The following is a 17,069-nucleotide window of genomic DNA, read 5'->3' as shown; positions in this document are numbered from 1 at the left end:
CGCGCCGCCGGTGCCCGGAGCGGCCGGGCGGGCCGACTGCACCGCCCGGCATGGCCGCAGACCCCCGGTTCACAGTCCGAACTGCTCGATCAGCTGGCCCCGGTGCAGGCGCAGGGTGCGGTTGTCGGGGAGAATTTCCAGGATCTGGGCGCCGTCATAGTTGAGGAGCTGGGCCAGGGTCGCGGCGAGGCCAGGGGCTCGGGTGGCGGGCTGGCCGGCGCGTTCGGCCAGGGCGGTCATGGGCAGGGTGCCCGCTTCGACCAGCGCGGCCAGAGCCTTCGGCAGGACCGCCTTGTCGCGTGGCACACGGGCGAGCAGTGCCAGCTGTTCCTGGTACAGCTCGGTGGCCATGAGGCGATTCACCAGTGCGGTGGCAGGGTCCTCTGTTTGATCGGAGACGGGTACGGCCGCAGGCTTCACTACAGGGGCGACAGGTTCCTGTGGTGCGGAGGGTGCGACCTCGTCTTCGCCGAAGAGACTGATAGCGCCCTCTGTCACGGGCGGGGCTGACTTCTTGGCCTGCTTGCGGCTTGGGCGTGCAGCGGTGGCCTCGGGTGCCGCGATGGCATCGGCTCCGGCCTTCGTCTCGGCCTCGAGTCCGGTGGTGGCGTCGTTGTCCTGCTCCCACCATGCGGGCGTAAGGTCGCCCAGCTCCCGCCACCCCGTAGGTGGCTCCGCGCCGAACGGCAGTAGGGCGAGGAGGGGGATGGTGAACTCGGCGAGGGTTGCCCCGCCGTGGTAGCCCGCCTTGAGCGCGGTGTACCGCGCGTCGTGGTCCCGCAGCGCGACGATCCGCGATCCGGGCTCCGGCCAGACCACCCGTGGTCCGGACAGCTCGATTTCGGCCGGTGCGACGGGTCCGCCGGGGGCGCGGTGACGGGCCGACCCTATGGCGCCGGCGGCCGTGTCGATCTTGCTGCCGCGTCGCTCGACCACATGGCCGTGGTCGGAGGTGAGGAGCACGGTCATGTCGTTGGCGCGGGCGGCCCGCAGCAGCGGTTCCAGGCCGCCGATCTCCTTGATCTCCCAAGCGCCGTCGCCGAGCTTCTGCTCCTTGGCGAGCCGGTCGTCGACGGTGTTGAGGACGACCGCGACATGGGTGCGCTCGTCGGCGAGCGCTTCAGTCAGGGCGGTGGAGAAGGGCGAGCCGGTGTCGGGGCTGCGCAGATCGTCCTTGTGGAAGACAGCCGCAGGGGCCCCCTTCCAGCACGGGTGCTGGGGGAAGAGCCGCTTCTCGTCGTTCTGGTCGCCCTTCATCAGGGTGCCGGCGAACAGCGAGGTGCGGGAAACGGTGGTGAGGGTGGGCAGCGCAGCGGCCACGGCACGCCTCATCGGTGCTCCGGTCGCGCGCTGCAGCGGGTCGAACTCGGACCAGTGTGCGTGCAGTTCCTCACCCAGTTCGGCTGCGATCGCCGCACTCATTCCGTCGATGAGGAGGAGCAGGACCCGTCGGCCGGGACACTCCACGACGGGCGCGACGATCCGGTCCAGGAAGCTTTCGACGGTGAGCATGGCGCCGGGGGCGGTGCCATCTGCGGTCCACACCGCGAGCCGCTCGGAGAACGCGCGGTCCAGCTCACGACGTTTACTGCGCACCTGCTCGCCGATCCGGCTGTAGGCGTTGGCGAGTGCGTCATCTGCGTCGCCGCCCGCGTCCAGGTGTTCCAAGGCTCGGTCTACCCAGCCGAGTTCGCGGATCTGGCGGTCGGCGCCGTCTGCCACCGAGGCGATGTCGACTTCAGGCTGGGACGCCAGCCACCGCCGCAGCCGCGCTGCCATCCGTACCCGTTCGATACGGGCCTGGGTGGCGCCGTCGACGGCCAGGGCGTGTTCGGCCAGCGCGGTGATGGCAGCCGTGACCATCTCGGGACCGCCGTCGGAGAGGGCGCGGCCCGCGGCGGTGAAGCGGGCATCGAGTCCGGCGGCGAGCAGCGGACTGGCAGCGGCGGCGGTCTGCGCCCCGAACTGTGTGACGAGCTGTGCGGCCCTGCTCAGGACCGGGTCGGCGAGCCGGTGTTCGCCCCGGTCGACGAGGCCGCGGACATACGCCTCACCGCTTTGCCCGAAGGAGGTAAGGAGTCGGTCGAGGTCGTCGCCCTGGGCGGGGGGCTGGTCGCCGAGCCATCGCTCGGCGCGCCCGCGCGCCCGGTACAGGTCGTGGTCGGCCTCCGCGTGCCCCCACAGGGCCGCGCAGACGCCCGCGTAGGCGGCTGCGTCCGCCCCGTGGTCGGCGTCTACCAGGGCGGTAATGATCTTTCCGGTGGAGCCGGCCTGTTCGGGTTCGGCGAGGAAGCGGGCCAGGCCGGCCCGTTCCGGTCCGCGCAGGTCGCGCAGGAGGTTGGGGCCGCCTGGGATGTGGGTCCACCGGAACAGGGTGATGGGGTCGATGCGGTCTCCGTCGTCGTGTGCGGCCGGCCCGCCCAGCGCGTCCGTGTCACGGCGGCCGAGCCGGAGCCGACGCCGGGCCAGTCGGGTGAGGGCTTCGTCTCGGGACAGCAGTCCTTTACCGAGGGAGGGCCAACCGCGGCTGGCCGCCGCGTCAAGGAGCGCTTCGGCCGCCCAGGTCTCCCTGCGCAGCCGCCCGTCGAGGCCGCGCGCGTCGAACGCCTCCTGCACGACCTCCCAATTGTCGACGGACCGGATCCTTCCGCCGTAGACGCGGGCGAGCAGCCCGGGGTCGAGGTCGGTGTCCTCGCGGTCGGTGAGGACGACCAGGACTTTGGGGTCGGGAGGAGTCGGCGCGTCGAGGTGGCCCAGGATCTGCTCGTGCACGGCCAGCACCGAGGGCGCGACGACCACCCGTGCCTGCAGCCCGCCCGCCGTACGCTGCACGGCGGGCCCGTCCCAGACGGGAGCGGCCCGCAGCAGCAGTACGCGGACCGTGCCGTCACCGAGCCGACTGCGGGCGGCGAGGTACTGACGGACGGTTCCTGCCGACAGCCGGGCGGGGCCGGCGGTCGCGGTGACTGCGGTGACCGTGTCGGACATCAGTCGACGACCTTCCAGATGACCTCGACGGTGGCGTTCGGGTGCTCGGCCGCGAGCGCCGCGATCTCCGCCTGCAGTTCGGCGGCGGCCCGGGCGGCGGTAGTCCGCCCGCCGCCGGAGCGGGCCACGGACCGGGACGGTGTGCGCGGCCCCGGCTGCTGCGGCGGCTCCGGCAGCACCTGCGGGTGGGCGGAGCCGCCGTTCAGGTCCACGCTGTCGGAACTCGGCGGAGGAGTGGGCGACGGCTGGGGGCGCTCGGCCGTGCTCTGGCGAGACCTCAGCAGGGACAGCACTTCCCGGCCGCTGGCGTGCAGCACGCCCGGCAGATCGGGGTAATTCCCCGGGTCGCCAGCGGCGGCATCCCGCACCCGCTCCAGGACGGCCGCGCCGTCCACGCCGAGGGTGTCGGCCAGGCTCAGCTGGTCCCAGCTGGTGTTCTGCAGCGCGCTGGCGACCTTCCCTGCGCTCTTCAACGACATGCCGTACCGGTGTGCGGAAAAGTCGCCGAGAGGGAAACGGGCGAGCCGGTCCACGACGGTCTTCGCCTCGATGCCCGCTTCCGTCACCTCCTTGACCAGCTCCTGCGCCCGCCGGGCAAGGACGAGCCGGGGGGAGTCGTCGTTCAGATGGAGGAAGCCACGGTGCTTCTCCAGCTCCCCGACGAGCCGTCCGGCGTCCTGGCCGAGTGAGGCGGCGGCCTGCTTGATCTGTGCGGCGAACTGGTTGACGATCCGGCCGCGCCGCAGTTGCGGCGCCTGGTCGCCGAGCATGGTCTCGAACCGCTTGCGCGCCTCTGTCCAGTCGCTCTCCGTGGGCAGTTGCTGCTCGCGCAGGGCGTAGTCCGGCTTCAGCTCGTGCGGTGCGGGCGCGGGTTCGATGGGGACGCCGCCGCGCACCCATACCCGGTCGGTCATCTCCGCGTACGCGGCGGCGAGCAGCCGACGCAGCGGCTCGGGCAATCCGCGCGGCTCGGGAAGGTCGGTCCAGTCGGAGAGCTTGACCAGGGTCGGCTCGGCGGTGCTGTTCCGGCGGGCTCGGTCGTTGAAGTGGTCGGGCCAGGCGGTGGACTGCCGGTAGTACGCCTCCCTCATGGCGCCGAGCCCAAGACCGCCCGCGATCCGCGCCATGGTCTTGCGGTCCTTGCTGTCGACCTCGGTCTGCCCGTCACGGTTTTCGGCGGCCTTGCGCACATACTCGAAGACGGTCTTGATCTCGGCAGGCTTCACCGGCCTGCCAGTGCCGTCCGGGTCCAGGTCGGGGTGGGCGGGGTACTGATGGGCGAGCAGCTTGCCGGCCAGGTCACGGGCGGCGGTATCCAGAGTTGCCCCGAGCGGAAGCCGCAGCTCGGGTACGTCCTGCTGGGCGACCAGGTGGGTGTCGAAGCTCAGGTCGACGACCCCTTCCTGCTTCTGCGTGAGCCCGTACGCCTGCCGCAGCGCCTGGGTAACGCGCTCGGTGAGGATGAGCAGCTGCGACTGGAGCATGCCCTTGGCGCGCTCTTTGTCGTCGGCGTTGAGGCTGCGCGCGAAGTCGGAGTCGAAGCGGGTCTCGTCAGCGAGGGCCTTGTCGATGACGACGAGGCGCTCGAAGTCGCCGCGGGAAGCATCGGTCAGGTGAGTGGGCAGCCAGGCCAGCGTGCGCGAGTCACCACCCGGCTTCTCCCGCAGCGCACGCAGCCGCTGCAGGTCATCCATCGGCCCGAACTCGCCCTCGTCGTAGGGGAAGTCGACAATGAGCCGCCAGGCGTCCTCCTGGCTGGGCCGCAGGGTCGCCTCGGGCAGCGAGTCGACATCGGCGACGTTACCGAAGACCACCTCGACCTGCCGTTCGGTGCCCTTCCACACCAGGTTGAGCACGTCGTACGCGTCGAAGCCGCCAGGCCCGTCGCTGACGCCGAGCGCCTCCTTGAGCAGGCCGCGCATCTTGGCACGCCGGTTGTTCTGGTTGTTGTGGACCTGGGCGTTGGCGAGGACGGCGTCCAGGTCGACACCGGTGAGCTCCAGGCGCACCACCGCACCCGGCCCGGTACCGGTCACCTTTATCTCGGGGAAGGTCGCCGCCCACTCCTTCGCCTTCTGCTCCAGCCGGCCGACCTCGGTCCCCGCGATGCGAGTAGTGATGGAGCCGTGGTTGAGGGCATGCAGCCGCGCCAGAGTGAGGTCGGCCAGCGCGGGCACACTGGGCGCGAGCGCAGACAGCAACAGGGTCTGCAGCAGTCGGCTGTCACCGGTGAAGTCGCGGCAGCGGGCCGCAAGTTGAGGGTCGTCGAGGGTCTCGGGGCGGCGCCGGTACGCCTCGACCTGGTCCTCGGTGACCTGGTTGGTCTTCAGCAAATACGGTCGCAGCTTGTCCCGGTACAGCTTGTCGGCGGCCTCGAAATGAACACTGGTCTCCCCGCTGAACGCCTTGTCGCCGCCGCCCGCGATCGCCGGGTACAGATCGCCCAACGGCACAAGCTGCCCAAGCCGCCAGTCGTCGCGGTGATCGACGAGCAGCTGGCTCATCAGCTTCAGGCCGGTGCGGGAGCGCTGCAGGGCCGCGGAGATGTGTACCAGGGTATCCATGAACGCCGGCGGGAACGGGTACGTCCGCCTGAACGCGCCCTCGTCCGCGCCGGTGGTGGACTTGTCGTGGCCGAGCAGGGTGTCCCATACGTCCGGACCGAGCCTCTTGGCCTCGGCGAACGCAGCCTCCACCTTCGCCTCGGCCTCCGGGCTGGTGGGCTTGAGCAGGCGGGCCTGCGCGATCTGTGGGAGGTTGCGGTCCTCCAGGACGATCTTGTCGAAGCGCCCGCCGCTGAGCTTCAGACTGTCCTGGACGGCGGCCTCGGCGGCCCCTGACATCTCCTCGCCGACCAGCTCACGCAGGTCGCGCTGGCGGGCGATGAATGACACCACCGGGATGGCGCGCCGTTCGTCGCCGCCCTCCACAAAGTTCGTGATTTTGTCGGCTTCGCGGGAGACGAACTTCTGGTCGTGGATGCGGGAGGCCAGCCACAGGATCAGCTCGTCCATGAAGAGGACGAGCCCGTCGTAGCCGAGGGACTTGGCGTGCGCGGCGATGATGCCGAGCCCCTTGTCCAGCGAGACGAACCCGTCGGCATCCTCGGAGGCGTTACGTGAGAACGACGGGAACAGGGTCTGGGTGAGGTCCTGCACGAGTCGGGCCCGCAGTTCCCGCGGCGTGGAGGGGTTCTCCAGGTCGAGGTCCTTGGTGTTCTCGTGCTCCTCCGGGGCGTTCACCGCCTGATCCAGCAGTTCGGTGGTCCAGGCGAAGGAGTCGCCCCACTCGTCCTCCTGGCCGTCGCCGGCATCGGCGAGCTGCTCGATCACCCGCTCGTCGCCGTTCCGGCGGCGCTGCTCGGCGAAGTCCTCGAAGAGCCCATCGGTCCGGTAGACCTGCGGCAGCGGGCAGCCGGGGTGGAGTTTCCGTACGTGCTCGACGTACTTGCCGAGCACACGCTGCTCCAGCGACTTGGAGCCCAGCATGTGGTAAGGCACCAGCAGGAACTTGCGGTCGTCCGCATCCAGCCAGGCGTGCCGGGCTCGCACGGGGTCGAGGTCGCGGCGCGCCCGGGCGGCTTGGTTCCGCGACAGCAGCGCGTAGAGCACCGCCATGAAGTGCGACTTACCGGAACCGAACGAGCCGTGTAGATAGGCAGCCTTCGACGAGCGGCTGTCCAGCGCGGACTTGATCAGGTCGAGGGCTTCGTCGAAGTTGCCGAGCAGCCGGTCGGTGACGACGTAGTCCTTCAGCGCCGCTTCGGCCCCCTCGGGCGTGACCGCTTCGTTCAGCTTCAACACGAAGTCGGAGGTGGACACCGACTCCGGGATGTCGATCAGCTCCCGAAGCAGCGGCCGGTCCTCGGGACGAGGATTGTTCCTGTTCATGAAAGCCATGGTGTGTCTGCTCCTCGCCCTGCTCAGGCGGACTCTGCGCCGCTGACGGCAACGGTGACGGTGTCCGTGTCGGCGTCCGCGATGGACGTCTGGATGGCGGCTTTCGAGCTCGCGCGCTTCTTCGGCGCGCCGGATCCACGGCGGGCGGCGGACGGACGCCAGGCCCGCAGCGCATCGTCGGTCAGCCCGAGCTCACCCTGCTTCTGCTGCCTAAAAGCCAGAATCTCGGCAGCCGGCGACGCCCCGAACTCCGGGTCGTATTCGCCATACCACTGCTCCAGCCACGGCTGCAGCTCAAGCAGCCCGGCCAGGTAAGGCACGAGGTCGTCGTCGCTGAGCCCAGCCTGTTGGATGTACGAGGCGAGCGCGAGGGCCTGCTCCAGGTGATCCCAGCCGGCCCACCCGTACAGCTCCGGCGACTGCGCGTTGACCGTGCCATACGACACGAATCGCTCCTTGGGCACATCGAGTTTGCCGCGTGCCCGCCAGTAACTCGGCTTTAGGAAGTCGGCGGAAGCGTACTTCGGCGGCACCGGGGTGCGCTCACGGACCTTCCGCTTGGCGGGCTCGTCCGGTGCGGCGTCCTCCTCCCTCTGCAACTCCCACACGTGCTCCCAGTCCGCTCGCTTCTTCAGCCCGGAGGGCTTGTAGCGCAGGGCAGAGACGAACGGCACGTGTTCCTCGGCGAGTAGCTCGCGCACGGTTTTGGTGAGGTCCTGCCGGGGTGCGTACAGCTCCGCCACGGCGGTGAAGTCCTCGTCGGCGGAGAGGCTTTCGGCGAGCCGGGCAAGGGTGATGACGGTCGGGTTGCCCTGCCCGTCGAACCAGTACGAGCGGTCCTCGATCCGGTCGAGCAGCCAGGAGCGTAGCGCCTTGTGCCGCATGATGTCCCAGCTTTCGGTGGCCCAGCGCCGCTTGTACTCAGGGCGCTCGACCATGCCGATGGCTCGGTTGGACTCGATGGCGTCGATGCGTTTCTGGACGAGGGCGCGGTAGTCGGCGGGCCAGTGGCCGGGGATCTCCCGGATCTGCTTCGATCCGTGCCGATTGAACCACTCGTCGCTGGCCTCGCCGGCTTTAACCCGACGCGCGAGCACGATCTCGAAGGCCCGCTCGCCGAGGGCAAGTTCGGGCACCTCATCGGGGTCGGAGAGACGCAGGTCCTCGGAGTGCAGGTTGTATAGGGAGTAGACCTGCCAGTCCAGCTCCTCCTGGAGGGCGATCATGCGGGCGCGGAGGGAGGCGTAACGGCTTTCGGCTTCGCGGAGGGCGGGGGCGGTGGGGGTTGTCTTGGCTGCGAGCGCGGCTGGGGTGGCGGCGGAGAGCTGTTGGGCGAGGGTGTCGAGGGCGGTGGCGAGTGCCGTGGGGTAATCGGTGGGAAGGGGGAACTCCTGGAGCTTGGTGCCGGTGAACTCGTAAAAGCGCTCCCAGACCTGTGACTTGTAGCCCTCGTTTACGCCCTGGCTACCCTTGTCGTGACTAACCATTTTGAGCCAGAACCCAGCGGTGGAGCTATTGAGCAGCCCAAGCAGCCGCACATGCTCCTCCTCGCTTGCCCCTTTGTTGAGTACGACGACCGGAGCGGTACGGATGAATACGCGCCGCCCGCGGTTCAGGGCGAAGTGGTTGTGCGTAGCAACGAACGGGAAAGCGATCGTGAACTTCGGCATGTACCTGTTCTTGAAGAACATGGAGTACTCGAACCAGGCCAGTCCACGTTCCAGTTGTGATTTACCAAAGGCGACGCGGTCGATGAGGTAGCGGCGGGACGGCCACAGGAAGCGCTTCAATTCCGGCGATGCCATCGCCTTGAGAGTCTTCTCGTCATATGGCCACGCTGAGGTCGTCGCCCCGCTGATGGTGAAGTCGCGGACGGAGCCGCCGTCCACGAGCTGGCGTGCTTCGTCATCCTTGACGCAGGCACGTCGCAAGGCTCCCGCACCGACCATGAACGCTTCGTCCTCGCGCGTCACCGCACCCGCACCAATTTCCTGCGCAACTGATCGGAGCTGGGCACGTGATTCGGAACTTAGCGTCTCTACCATCTCAAGTCCGCCATCAGCCAGGATCCACGGCTGCTTCCCGAAATAGCGACCCCGCTCCAGGTCGTCTACTGACACCCACTGTCCCGCGCTCCCCGGTCGGTCGATCAGCTCAACGATCGCCCGCCACACCAGCCCCTCCGCTTCCTTCCCCTCCTCCGGCGCCGTAGGCTCCCCCTGCACGCTCCGCACCGTTCGGATCGTCGCCTGTCGCTTTGATCCCTCCCTGGGTCGCCCGATGAGAATCACCGTCGGCGTCCCATGCCCCGGGATGACCGCCCCCGACGTGTCGATGACCTCCGTCAGCTCGACCTTGTGCGCGAAGTACTCCTCGATGAGCTTGGTGCCGAATTCACGCTTCATGAAGGAGTTCGCTGTGATCTGGCCGACCATGCCGTAGCCGTGCCCGTCCGCCCCTCCCTTCTTGGCTAGTTCGAAGAACCGCTGGGCGAAGGGGACCGACAGTGCGTACGTCCCTGCGCACGCGTTGTACAGCTCCCGGTACAGCTGGTTGAGCTGCTTGTCCTTGACTGTGATGTAAGGCGGGTTGCCTACGACCACGTGGTAGCGCCCTTGCTCCAGAATCCCGGGATGCTCGTGCACGTCCTCTGTAGCGTACGAAAAGTCGGCCAGCGGGTCACCGGCTGCGCTGCCGCCCTCCTCTTCAAGAGCGAGCCCCAACTGCAGCTCCAGCTGCCGGTTCTTGATGAGCGAGTCGCCGACCGCGAGCTGGATGGGCCACTCGTAGCGCCGTGCCTCCTCGAAAGTCCGCATGCCGCTCGCGGCCATCGCCGCGACCAGCAGTCGGAAACGGGCCACTGCGACCGCGAACGGGTTGAGGTCCACCCCGTGCACCGAGTTGAGGGCCGCTCGCACCCGCTCGTAAGCGCCAACCTCGGGCCGCTGCTCAGCCCACATCCGCACCAGCCGCCGGAACGCCCCGAGCACGAAGTGCCCCGACCCGCATGTCGGATCGATCATCTTCAGTTCTTCGAAGCCGAACTCCCGCACCGCGGGGGTCATCGTCCGGTCGAGGATGAACTCTTCCACGAACTCCGGCGTTTGCAGCAGCGCGTACGTCTTGCGGGCCGCCTCGCTCAGGTCTTGGTACAGGTCGCCCAGGAACCGGGTATCCCAGCCCTCGGTGCCGTCCTCGCTCAGCGGGTCACTGAAGTCGTGCACGAGGACCGGACCGCCCGCCCCTTCGTCCCCGCTGACCTCACTGGCGCGTTGCTCACGCCAGAATGCGATCAGCGCGCCGGCGCCGTCGTGCGACAGCGGGATCTGGTAGAGCGGGTTGTGATCACGATCGAAGAGCAGCCGCCCGGCCTGTCCGGCGCCCAGCTCGGTGAACGCCCTCTCCAGCCATCCGCGGTACGTCGGGTCGGTGTCCTTCTCCAGGTATTCCTCGAACCGCGCTTGGGCGATCTCCCGCCCCGCCACGTCGGGGGAGGTGATGTACGGCTCGGCGATCAGTCGATTGTCCTCGCTGAACCGCACGAAGACCGTGCCGAGGACCCAGGCCACCGCGACCTGGGTGATCCGCTCGCCGAGCCAGGCGTTCCACGTCGCCGCCGTACGGCCCAACTTCCGGGCCTGCTCATACTCCCCACGCAGCCGCGTCCCGACCTCAGGGACGGCTTTGACCTGCTGCTCCAGGTCGGTCTCTGCCGCCTTGACCTGCTTCTGCAGGTCGGCGAGGAGGCTCTGGCGGTCGATCACGAACGGCTCCAGTCGGGAATGGGAGAGGAGGGAGAAGATCAGATGAGAAGGGGTGAAACAGGTCAGGCGTCCGGTGCGAGGTGTTTGCGGGCGACCCAGGCGTCAGGCACAACGATCCACTCGTCGAACCCTGCCTGGTAGGGAACACTCTGCCCGGCCAACCGCGGAGCCCGTGCCGGATCGGACTGGGCGACGAGCAGCCACAGCGGGCTGCCGCCCTGTCGAGCCTCCTCCGAGAGGCGCCCGAGCAGGTCGAGCGCGTCGTAGCGGGCCAGCACCGCAGTGTCGGTGAGCAACAGCGGACCATCGGCCTCCGCTAGCTGCTCCCGCAGCTGCGGCTCGATCCGCCCCCACGCCTTGTCGGTGCGTATGCGCAGCTGTTGGTGAGCCCGACTACCCGGCTCGGCGGCGTCCGCCTTGAGAACGGTCTCCCAGGTCGGACGGGCAGCCTCGCCGACCACGCCGCGCAGTTCGGCCGCGAACAGTCCGGTCACCGAGACCGGCCGAGCCCCGTATGGCTCGCCGGCCAGCCGCCGCACCGCGTCCTCGGCACGCCGCTGGGGCACGGTCAGGACCCGGAAGCCGTCCTGCTGCGCCGAGTGCATAAGTCGCTGCTCAGCCTTGACGGCAGCGGCGACGGCCGCGTCCGCGTCGTACTGGGTGGGGGCGGAGCGGCGAGCCGCCGAGGCGCCCCAACTCGCTGAGGTCAGCCCGGCAGTGGCGTCCCCGGAGGGGCGATCCGGGATGAGCCGGAGCACCTTGTCGTAGCGGGTGGCCAGTTTCAGCTCGAAGCCGGCCTGCTTCAGGGCGCGGACCAGGGCGCTGCCCGTGGGCAGCTCGCGCGGCGCCAGCGGATCGGTGCCCAGGTCGGGGAAGCGGGTGGCGACCCGCTTGTGCAGCGCGTCCACCGTCAGGCCCGGCTGCCGCTCCTCCTCGACGCCCGGCTGCACGGCGACCACGCCGGCCTGGGTGATCCGCAGCGCACGCACCAGGTCCAGGTCGCGCGGGTAGATCTCCAGGCGCGGGGTGAGCGCGGCCCGGGTGGAGGCGGCGACCGCGATCTCGGCCGTGCGCCGCTCGTCCCAGCCCAGGCTGCCCGGTGGCCGTCGCACCGCGTCCAGCTCGGTGAGGACCGTGCTCGCCGTCGGCAGGGACTCAAGCGCCGCGAGCCGGTCGGCCCGTACGCCCAGGTTCAGCGCGTACTCCTGCAGGGCGGGCAGTGCCGGGGTGTCCGGACCGTCCACGTCCTCCCGGACATCCAGGGCGAGCAGGCCGAGTACCGGATCGGCGCCCTTGGGCATGCGGGCGTGGAAGTAGCGGAAGAGCGGCGGGGACTCGTTGTCGTAACTCTCTCGTTCGACCACCGCACGCAGCAGCGACAGGGCGAGTGCACGCCGGTCGCGCCGCTCCACGTGCTGGGTGCCGCGCCGGGCGATGAGGGCGTCGGCGAGCTCGATCACCGGGGCCACCCGGCCGCGCTCAGCCAGAAGCTCCACCACCTGCTCACGGAGCAGCCCCAGGGCCGCGTCCTTGTACCAGCGCTCGCGCGCCTTCTTCACGATCTGCGGGATCCGGCCCGCGGTCAGGCCCACCGCATCGGCGACGTCCCGCTGCCGGACCCAGGCCAGGCCCCCGGGCAGCGTCCCTGTCTCATCGGGCAGCCGCAGCAGCAGCCGGATTGCTTCGCGCTCCTTCGCATTGGAGCGGGCACTACCGCTGGATGGCTTCGGTACGAGACGGGCGGCGAGCGCGTCCAGGCTCAGGCCACCCAGCACCTGCGGGTCGGATGCGCCGTCCCCGTCGGCGGCGACCGACTCTGCGACCGCCCGCTCCAGGTCGGAGAGCTCCTGGCCCGCCGCCTTGCGGGCCTCCGCGCTGAGCGGCGCGGGAGCCGCCTTGCCCAGGCGTGCGTTCCACTCCTTCTGCCGGCGCTGGATCTCCTCCCGGGTGCGCGAGCCCATGCCCGGCGCGGTGAGGAACTTCTTCGCCGAGTATTCCAAGACGTCCCCGACGGTGTTCAGCCCCATCGCGAACAGCTGCGACTGCGCTGCGACCGTCAGACCCGCCACCGACAGCGGCGTGTTCCGGTCGGCGCGCTCGGCCTGCTGGTCGCGGACCTGCTCGGCAGAGACGTCGTCGTCCTCCCGCCCGATCCGCGGCTGCGCCGCCGACCCGGCAACCGCGTCGGTGCCGCCCTTCGCCCCGCGCCCCGACTTCTCACCGTGACCGGTGCTCGGCGCCGTGGTCTGCTGTGCGTCCAGGAAGATCCGCTGCCAGGCACGCTCCATCGGCTTGAGATCCGGGAAGCGGTCCTTCACATCTCGGGCCAGCGCCTTACGGAAGAACGCCACCAGGCCGTCCCGGACAGCCGGCTCAAAGGCGTCTGCCGCCAGCTGCGGGTACGGCCATTCCTTCGCATCCGTCTGCCGGGCCGTGACCGAGCCGTCACCCCAGCGGGGCAGCTCGTTCGACGCCATCTCATGCAGCGTCACGGCCAGCGCATACCGCTCGGCGTGCCCGTCGTACGAGCCGCGCGTGATGACGCCCACGAACGGGTCGAGATAGCCCTCGGTGCCCGCCTCGATCTCCTTCGCCGGGTACCCGGCGAGCGAGAAGTCGATCAGCACCAGCTGACGGGTGCCGTTGGGGCGGACCCGGATCGCGATGTTGTCCGGCTTCAGATCCCGGTGCCAGATCCCTTCAGCCTCCAAGTGCTCCACAGCACCGAAGAGGTACTTCCCGTACGCCTCCAGCTGGTCCATGCCCAAGCGGCCGTTGTCCCGCAGCTGGCGGGCAACGGTGTCCTCCCGGCGGCGCGGCCCCTTACTCGCACTGCCGTCCTGGTCCTTCAGCTCCCTGCTGTCGCCCACGTACTCCAGGACCAGGACCCGGCGCCCAGCCAATGTCAGGGGCTGCGGCTCGTACAGCGAAATGATGCTGGAGTCCCTGTGGATCCGGCCCAGGACCTCCGCCTCACGATCCAGGACAGCATGCTTGGCCTCGCTCAGCGCGACCTTCAGCACTGCCACCGGCAGGCCGCCGCTGCGCCGAGGCTCGCCCTCCAGATCCCGCACCAGGAAGGCCCGCGCGGTCGAGCCTGTACCGAGGCGGCGCACGACCTCCCAGCGTCCGGCCAGTACGTCCCCGGCCACGGCCTCCAGCGGGTCCTTCTCCGGCTCGGATCTTTCCTCGCCCACGCCTGCGGCTGAACCGCCGTCCCCGCCCGCGACTGCAGCCGCATCCCCGCCGCCCGGGACCTCCTCGACGAATGCCTGCTCGACGTACTCAAGCATCTCCAGGAAGTCGTCGACCGTGGACAGACGCCGACCCGGTTCGTACGCGGTGGAAGCCTCCACCAGATCGTCGATGTCCGGATTGAGACCGTCGACGAGCGCGCTGGGACGCAGACTCTCGCCGGCCTCCAGACGTGCCATGACCTCGCTCTGGCTCGCGCCAGGCGCTTGCCCGGTCACCAGCAGATACGTGAGCACGCCGAGCCCGTACACATCGAGGCGTACTGGATCGGCCTTTGGAATCCTCAGCTCCGGAGCCAGATAGGGATCTGCCTGCTCGGCGACATGGAACCCCGTCACGTTAGTCGGAGCCAGGGTCAGCGGCCGGCCGCGGCTGGAGCTTTGCCCAGTGGCGATCTGCCAATCCGCGATCTGCGTCCACGGACGCAGCCAGCGCTGCTCCTCGCCGAGCTCCCGCCCGCGTGGACCGCGGTCGCGCGGAATCACATGCACCGCGTGCGCCGACAGCGTGCGGTGGTGGACCCGCCGGGAGTGCGCGGAGCGCACCGTCTCGGCAAGCTGCCGCACCAGCGCGAGGCGCCCCTGCAGGTCGAGACCCTCACCGTGCTGGACCAGGTAATCGTCCAGGCGCAGCGTCTCCGGGTGGTAGTCGAAGAGGATCGCGGGCCCGGCGGGATGCCCCGACGGCAGATAATTCTTCAGTTGTACCGCACCGGGATGACGAAAACGGCTGAGTACCGATGCCTCGCGGGCGGCGGCACGCTCCACCGAGCGCCGCTCGTCGTCGGAGGCACCACGTTCACTGAGGAAGACCCGTACCCGTGCCAGATCGTGCAGCTGGGAATGGCGTCCCAGATAGTCGGCCCAGGACGGCCCGGAGTCGAACGCCTTCGCCTCCAGGAGGTAGGAGCCCACCTCGTGCTGGCGGCGGATCGGCGCGATACGGAGCTTTTTCAGGGCTGCATCGACAAAGCGGGATGCCTCGGCTGTGATCTGGTAGCGGGCGTCTCCCGGCGGCACGGCCAGCATCTCCACCAGCTGCTTGACCGTGAACACGCCGTTCATGTCGGCAGCCGGAAGGTTCACCTGAAGCTTGTCGTCCGTGAAACAGACAGCCTCACCCACCCAGATCTTCGTTCGGTGCGCGGGCCGACCGGAGACGCCGTTGATCAGGCCCGACAGCTCCTTGGCCTTCCGGTTCGCCAGGTGCAGCGGATTGCCGTGCCGACGGCTGGTCCCGCTGGGCGTGGTCTGCACCCAGTCGTTGCCGCCGCCGTGGACCGAGCCGTGCCAGTCCTTCAACTCGACCAGGAAGACCCCGGCCGGCGCTACCACCAGAAGATCGACCTCACGGACGTGCCCGCTGTTCGCGGTGAACATGAAGTTCGTCCAGGCACGCCACGGCTCCTCATCTGGCAGACGCCGGCGGATCGCCTCAAGACCACGGCGCTCGTGCTCATACTCGGACTCGGTGACCGTCGTCCACCGGTCTTCCAGCATGCGGCTCCCCGTCCGTGTCTGTAAGCCTGCCGTAGTTCCTGCCGCTGCGTTCAGGAAGCACAGCTCAACCCTCGGACCGAATCCTAAAGGGTGTCACTGACATCAAGAGCGGCCTGAGCGTGCTACGACCGAGGCCGCGGAATCCCAGACCCGGCGTCTATGGAACGGGGCAGAGTGCGCCGCGAACGAATGTGCGCGGGATCGCCGGTTTCACCAACCGGCGATCCCGCGCTACGTTGCCGCGCTCGTGTGCGCCAATGATCAGCATGAACGGCTGACGGCTGGGTCGGCCGTAAACATGGGCGTGGCCGGGGGACTGGTAGCGAGGCTGGGCCTGTGTTCGCGGCCCGCAGGCTGTGCCTGGTGCGTGCCGGTCTCGTGGGCGAGGGTTTCGGCGAGGCCGGCCAGCAGTGAACTCGGGGTGAGCGGGGATGCGGTGATGGCCCAGGTGGGCCGGTCCGGTCCGGGGCCGGCCCAGACGGTCCAGGTGGCCAGGTTCTGATTCGGGTGTTGTGCTGTGAAGGCGTCGAACTGGACGCCCACGTTCCCGTCGGGGGATGTCCAGCGGATCCATCGCCCGTCCACGGTGTGCTTCCATCCGGCGTCGGAGAGCGGCTGGGTGGCTGCGGTGACCATCTTCTCGTCCACCGGGACGCCGGTGGTCGTGTCCCAGCCGTCGCCGTCGGCGAGGTGATTCAGAAGTTCCGCTATCACCAGGGCGGGGGTGGCGCCGGTCGCGGTGAGGACCCACATGCGGTCGGAGACGGGCGTCTCGTAGGCAGCCACGGTCCACGCGGTCTCGTGGGCCGGGGCCTCGTGAACGCGCTCGATGCGCAGGGTTTGCGACTCGTGGATGGCGTGGGTTGTCTCGTCGGACCAGGTCCGCCACTTCTCGAACTCGCCGTGCCGGTCGAGGAAGGAGTCGAGGAGGGCGTCGTGGTCGCCTGCATCGGCCAGGTAGACGGGGACGGTCTCCGGCTCCGGGCGGTGAGGCCCGGGTTTCGCTGCGCCGAGGTCCAAGGTGGCGCGGGCCTCGACGGCGGCGCGCTCGGCGTCGGTCAGGGGTGCCGGACCGGGGCGCATGTCGGTGCCGTGGATCTTCTCGAAGGCGAGCAGGGCCTGGGCGGGTGAGTCGAAGGTGTCGGCGACCTGGCGCAGGTGGTCCTCGCCGTGGAGGTAGACGGACTTGCCGTTGCGGCCGAGGTACGTGCCGACCGCGACGGTGGTGTGGCCGTCGTGGGCGTGTGCGTGGATGAGGAGATGGCCGTAGCGGATGTCGTCGTGGATCTTCTGCGCCTGGTTGGAGACCTCGCGGATCTCGCTGCGGGTGCACCACGGCATCGGATAGTCCGCCCAGGTCCATTCCTCGTCCATGGCCTCCCGGAGTCGAGGGGTGATTTCGACGGTGATGCCGCCGGCGGACAGCTGATTGGCTGCATCCTCAGCCCAGTAGGGCTCCTCGTGGTCGATGCGAGCCAGGACCAGGACGTTGTCGGCGAGGACGGCCCAGTCGGCTGCCTCCAGAGCCATGAGAGCGATGCGGGCCTGGCTGCCGGTCAGGACAGCGGTCACGGCGCTGGGATGGGTTGGGTGGGTGTCGAGGCGGACGTGAGCGTCGATGGAGGTAGTCACGTTGGGTGTCGTCTCTTCTGCCGGTGGCCGGG

At 69.3% G+C, this 17,069-nt stretch carries 5 protein-coding genes; all 5 read right to left on the bottom strand.

Annotated features, from left to right (window positions below; translation table 11 throughout):
- Positions 1-69: 69 nt before the first annotated feature.
- Positions 70-2,988, bottom strand: a complete 2,919-nt coding sequence (pglZ, locus tag ACIGO6_RS27825; protein ID WP_399880987.1) for a BREX-2 system phosphatase PglZ — start codon at positions 2,986-2,988, stop codon at positions 70-72.
- Positions 2,988-6,887, bottom strand: a complete 3,900-nt coding sequence (locus ACIGO6_RS27820; protein WP_399880985.1) for a phage resistance protein — start codon at positions 6,885-6,887, stop codon at positions 2,988-2,990. Before ACIGO6_RS27820 ends, pglZ begins: the two co-directional genes overlap by 1 nt.
- Before the next feature lie 23 nt (positions 6,888-6,910).
- Positions 6,911-10,651 (bottom strand): BREX-2 system adenine-specific DNA-methyltransferase PglX, encoded by a 3,741-nt coding sequence (pglX, locus tag ACIGO6_RS27815; RefSeq protein WP_399880983.1) that lies wholly within the window; start codon positions 10,649-10,651, stop codon positions 6,911-6,913.
- Between the two features lie 62 nt (positions 10,652-10,713).
- Positions 10,714-15,405 (bottom strand): BREX system serine/threonine kinase PglW, encoded by a 4,692-nt coding sequence (pglW, locus tag ACIGO6_RS27810; RefSeq protein WP_399880981.1) that lies wholly within the window; start codon positions 15,403-15,405, stop codon positions 10,714-10,716.
- Positions 15,406-15,666: 261 nt separating this feature from the next.
- Entirely contained in the window at positions 15,667-17,037 is a 1,371-nt protein-coding gene (locus ACIGO6_RS27805) for a DUF317 domain-containing protein (RefSeq protein WP_399880979.1), read from the bottom strand.
- Positions 17,038-17,069 lie beyond the last annotated feature (32 nt).

The sequence above is a fragment of the Streptomyces sp. NPDC053750 genome (genome assembly GCF_044544295.1).
Taxonomy (GTDB): domain Bacteria; phylum Actinomycetota; class Actinomycetes; order Streptomycetales; family Streptomycetaceae; genus Streptomyces.
Note: the sequence above shows the minus strand (reverse complement) of the source record. Positions and strands in the feature narration are given on the sequence as shown.

Excerpts from the sequence above, each read along its gene's own strand:
- pglZ (WP_399880987.1), bottom strand. The coding sequence starts at position 2,988 with ATGTCCGACACGGTCACCGCAGTCACCGCGACCGCCGGCCCCGCCCGG.
- ACIGO6_RS27820 (WP_399880985.1), bottom strand. The coding sequence starts at position 6,887 with ATGGCTTTCATGAACAGGAACAATCCTCGTCCCGAGGACCGGCCGCTG.
- pglW (WP_399880981.1), bottom strand. The coding sequence starts at position 15,405 with ATGCTGGAAGACCGGTGGACGACGGTCACCGAGTCCGAGTATGAGCAC.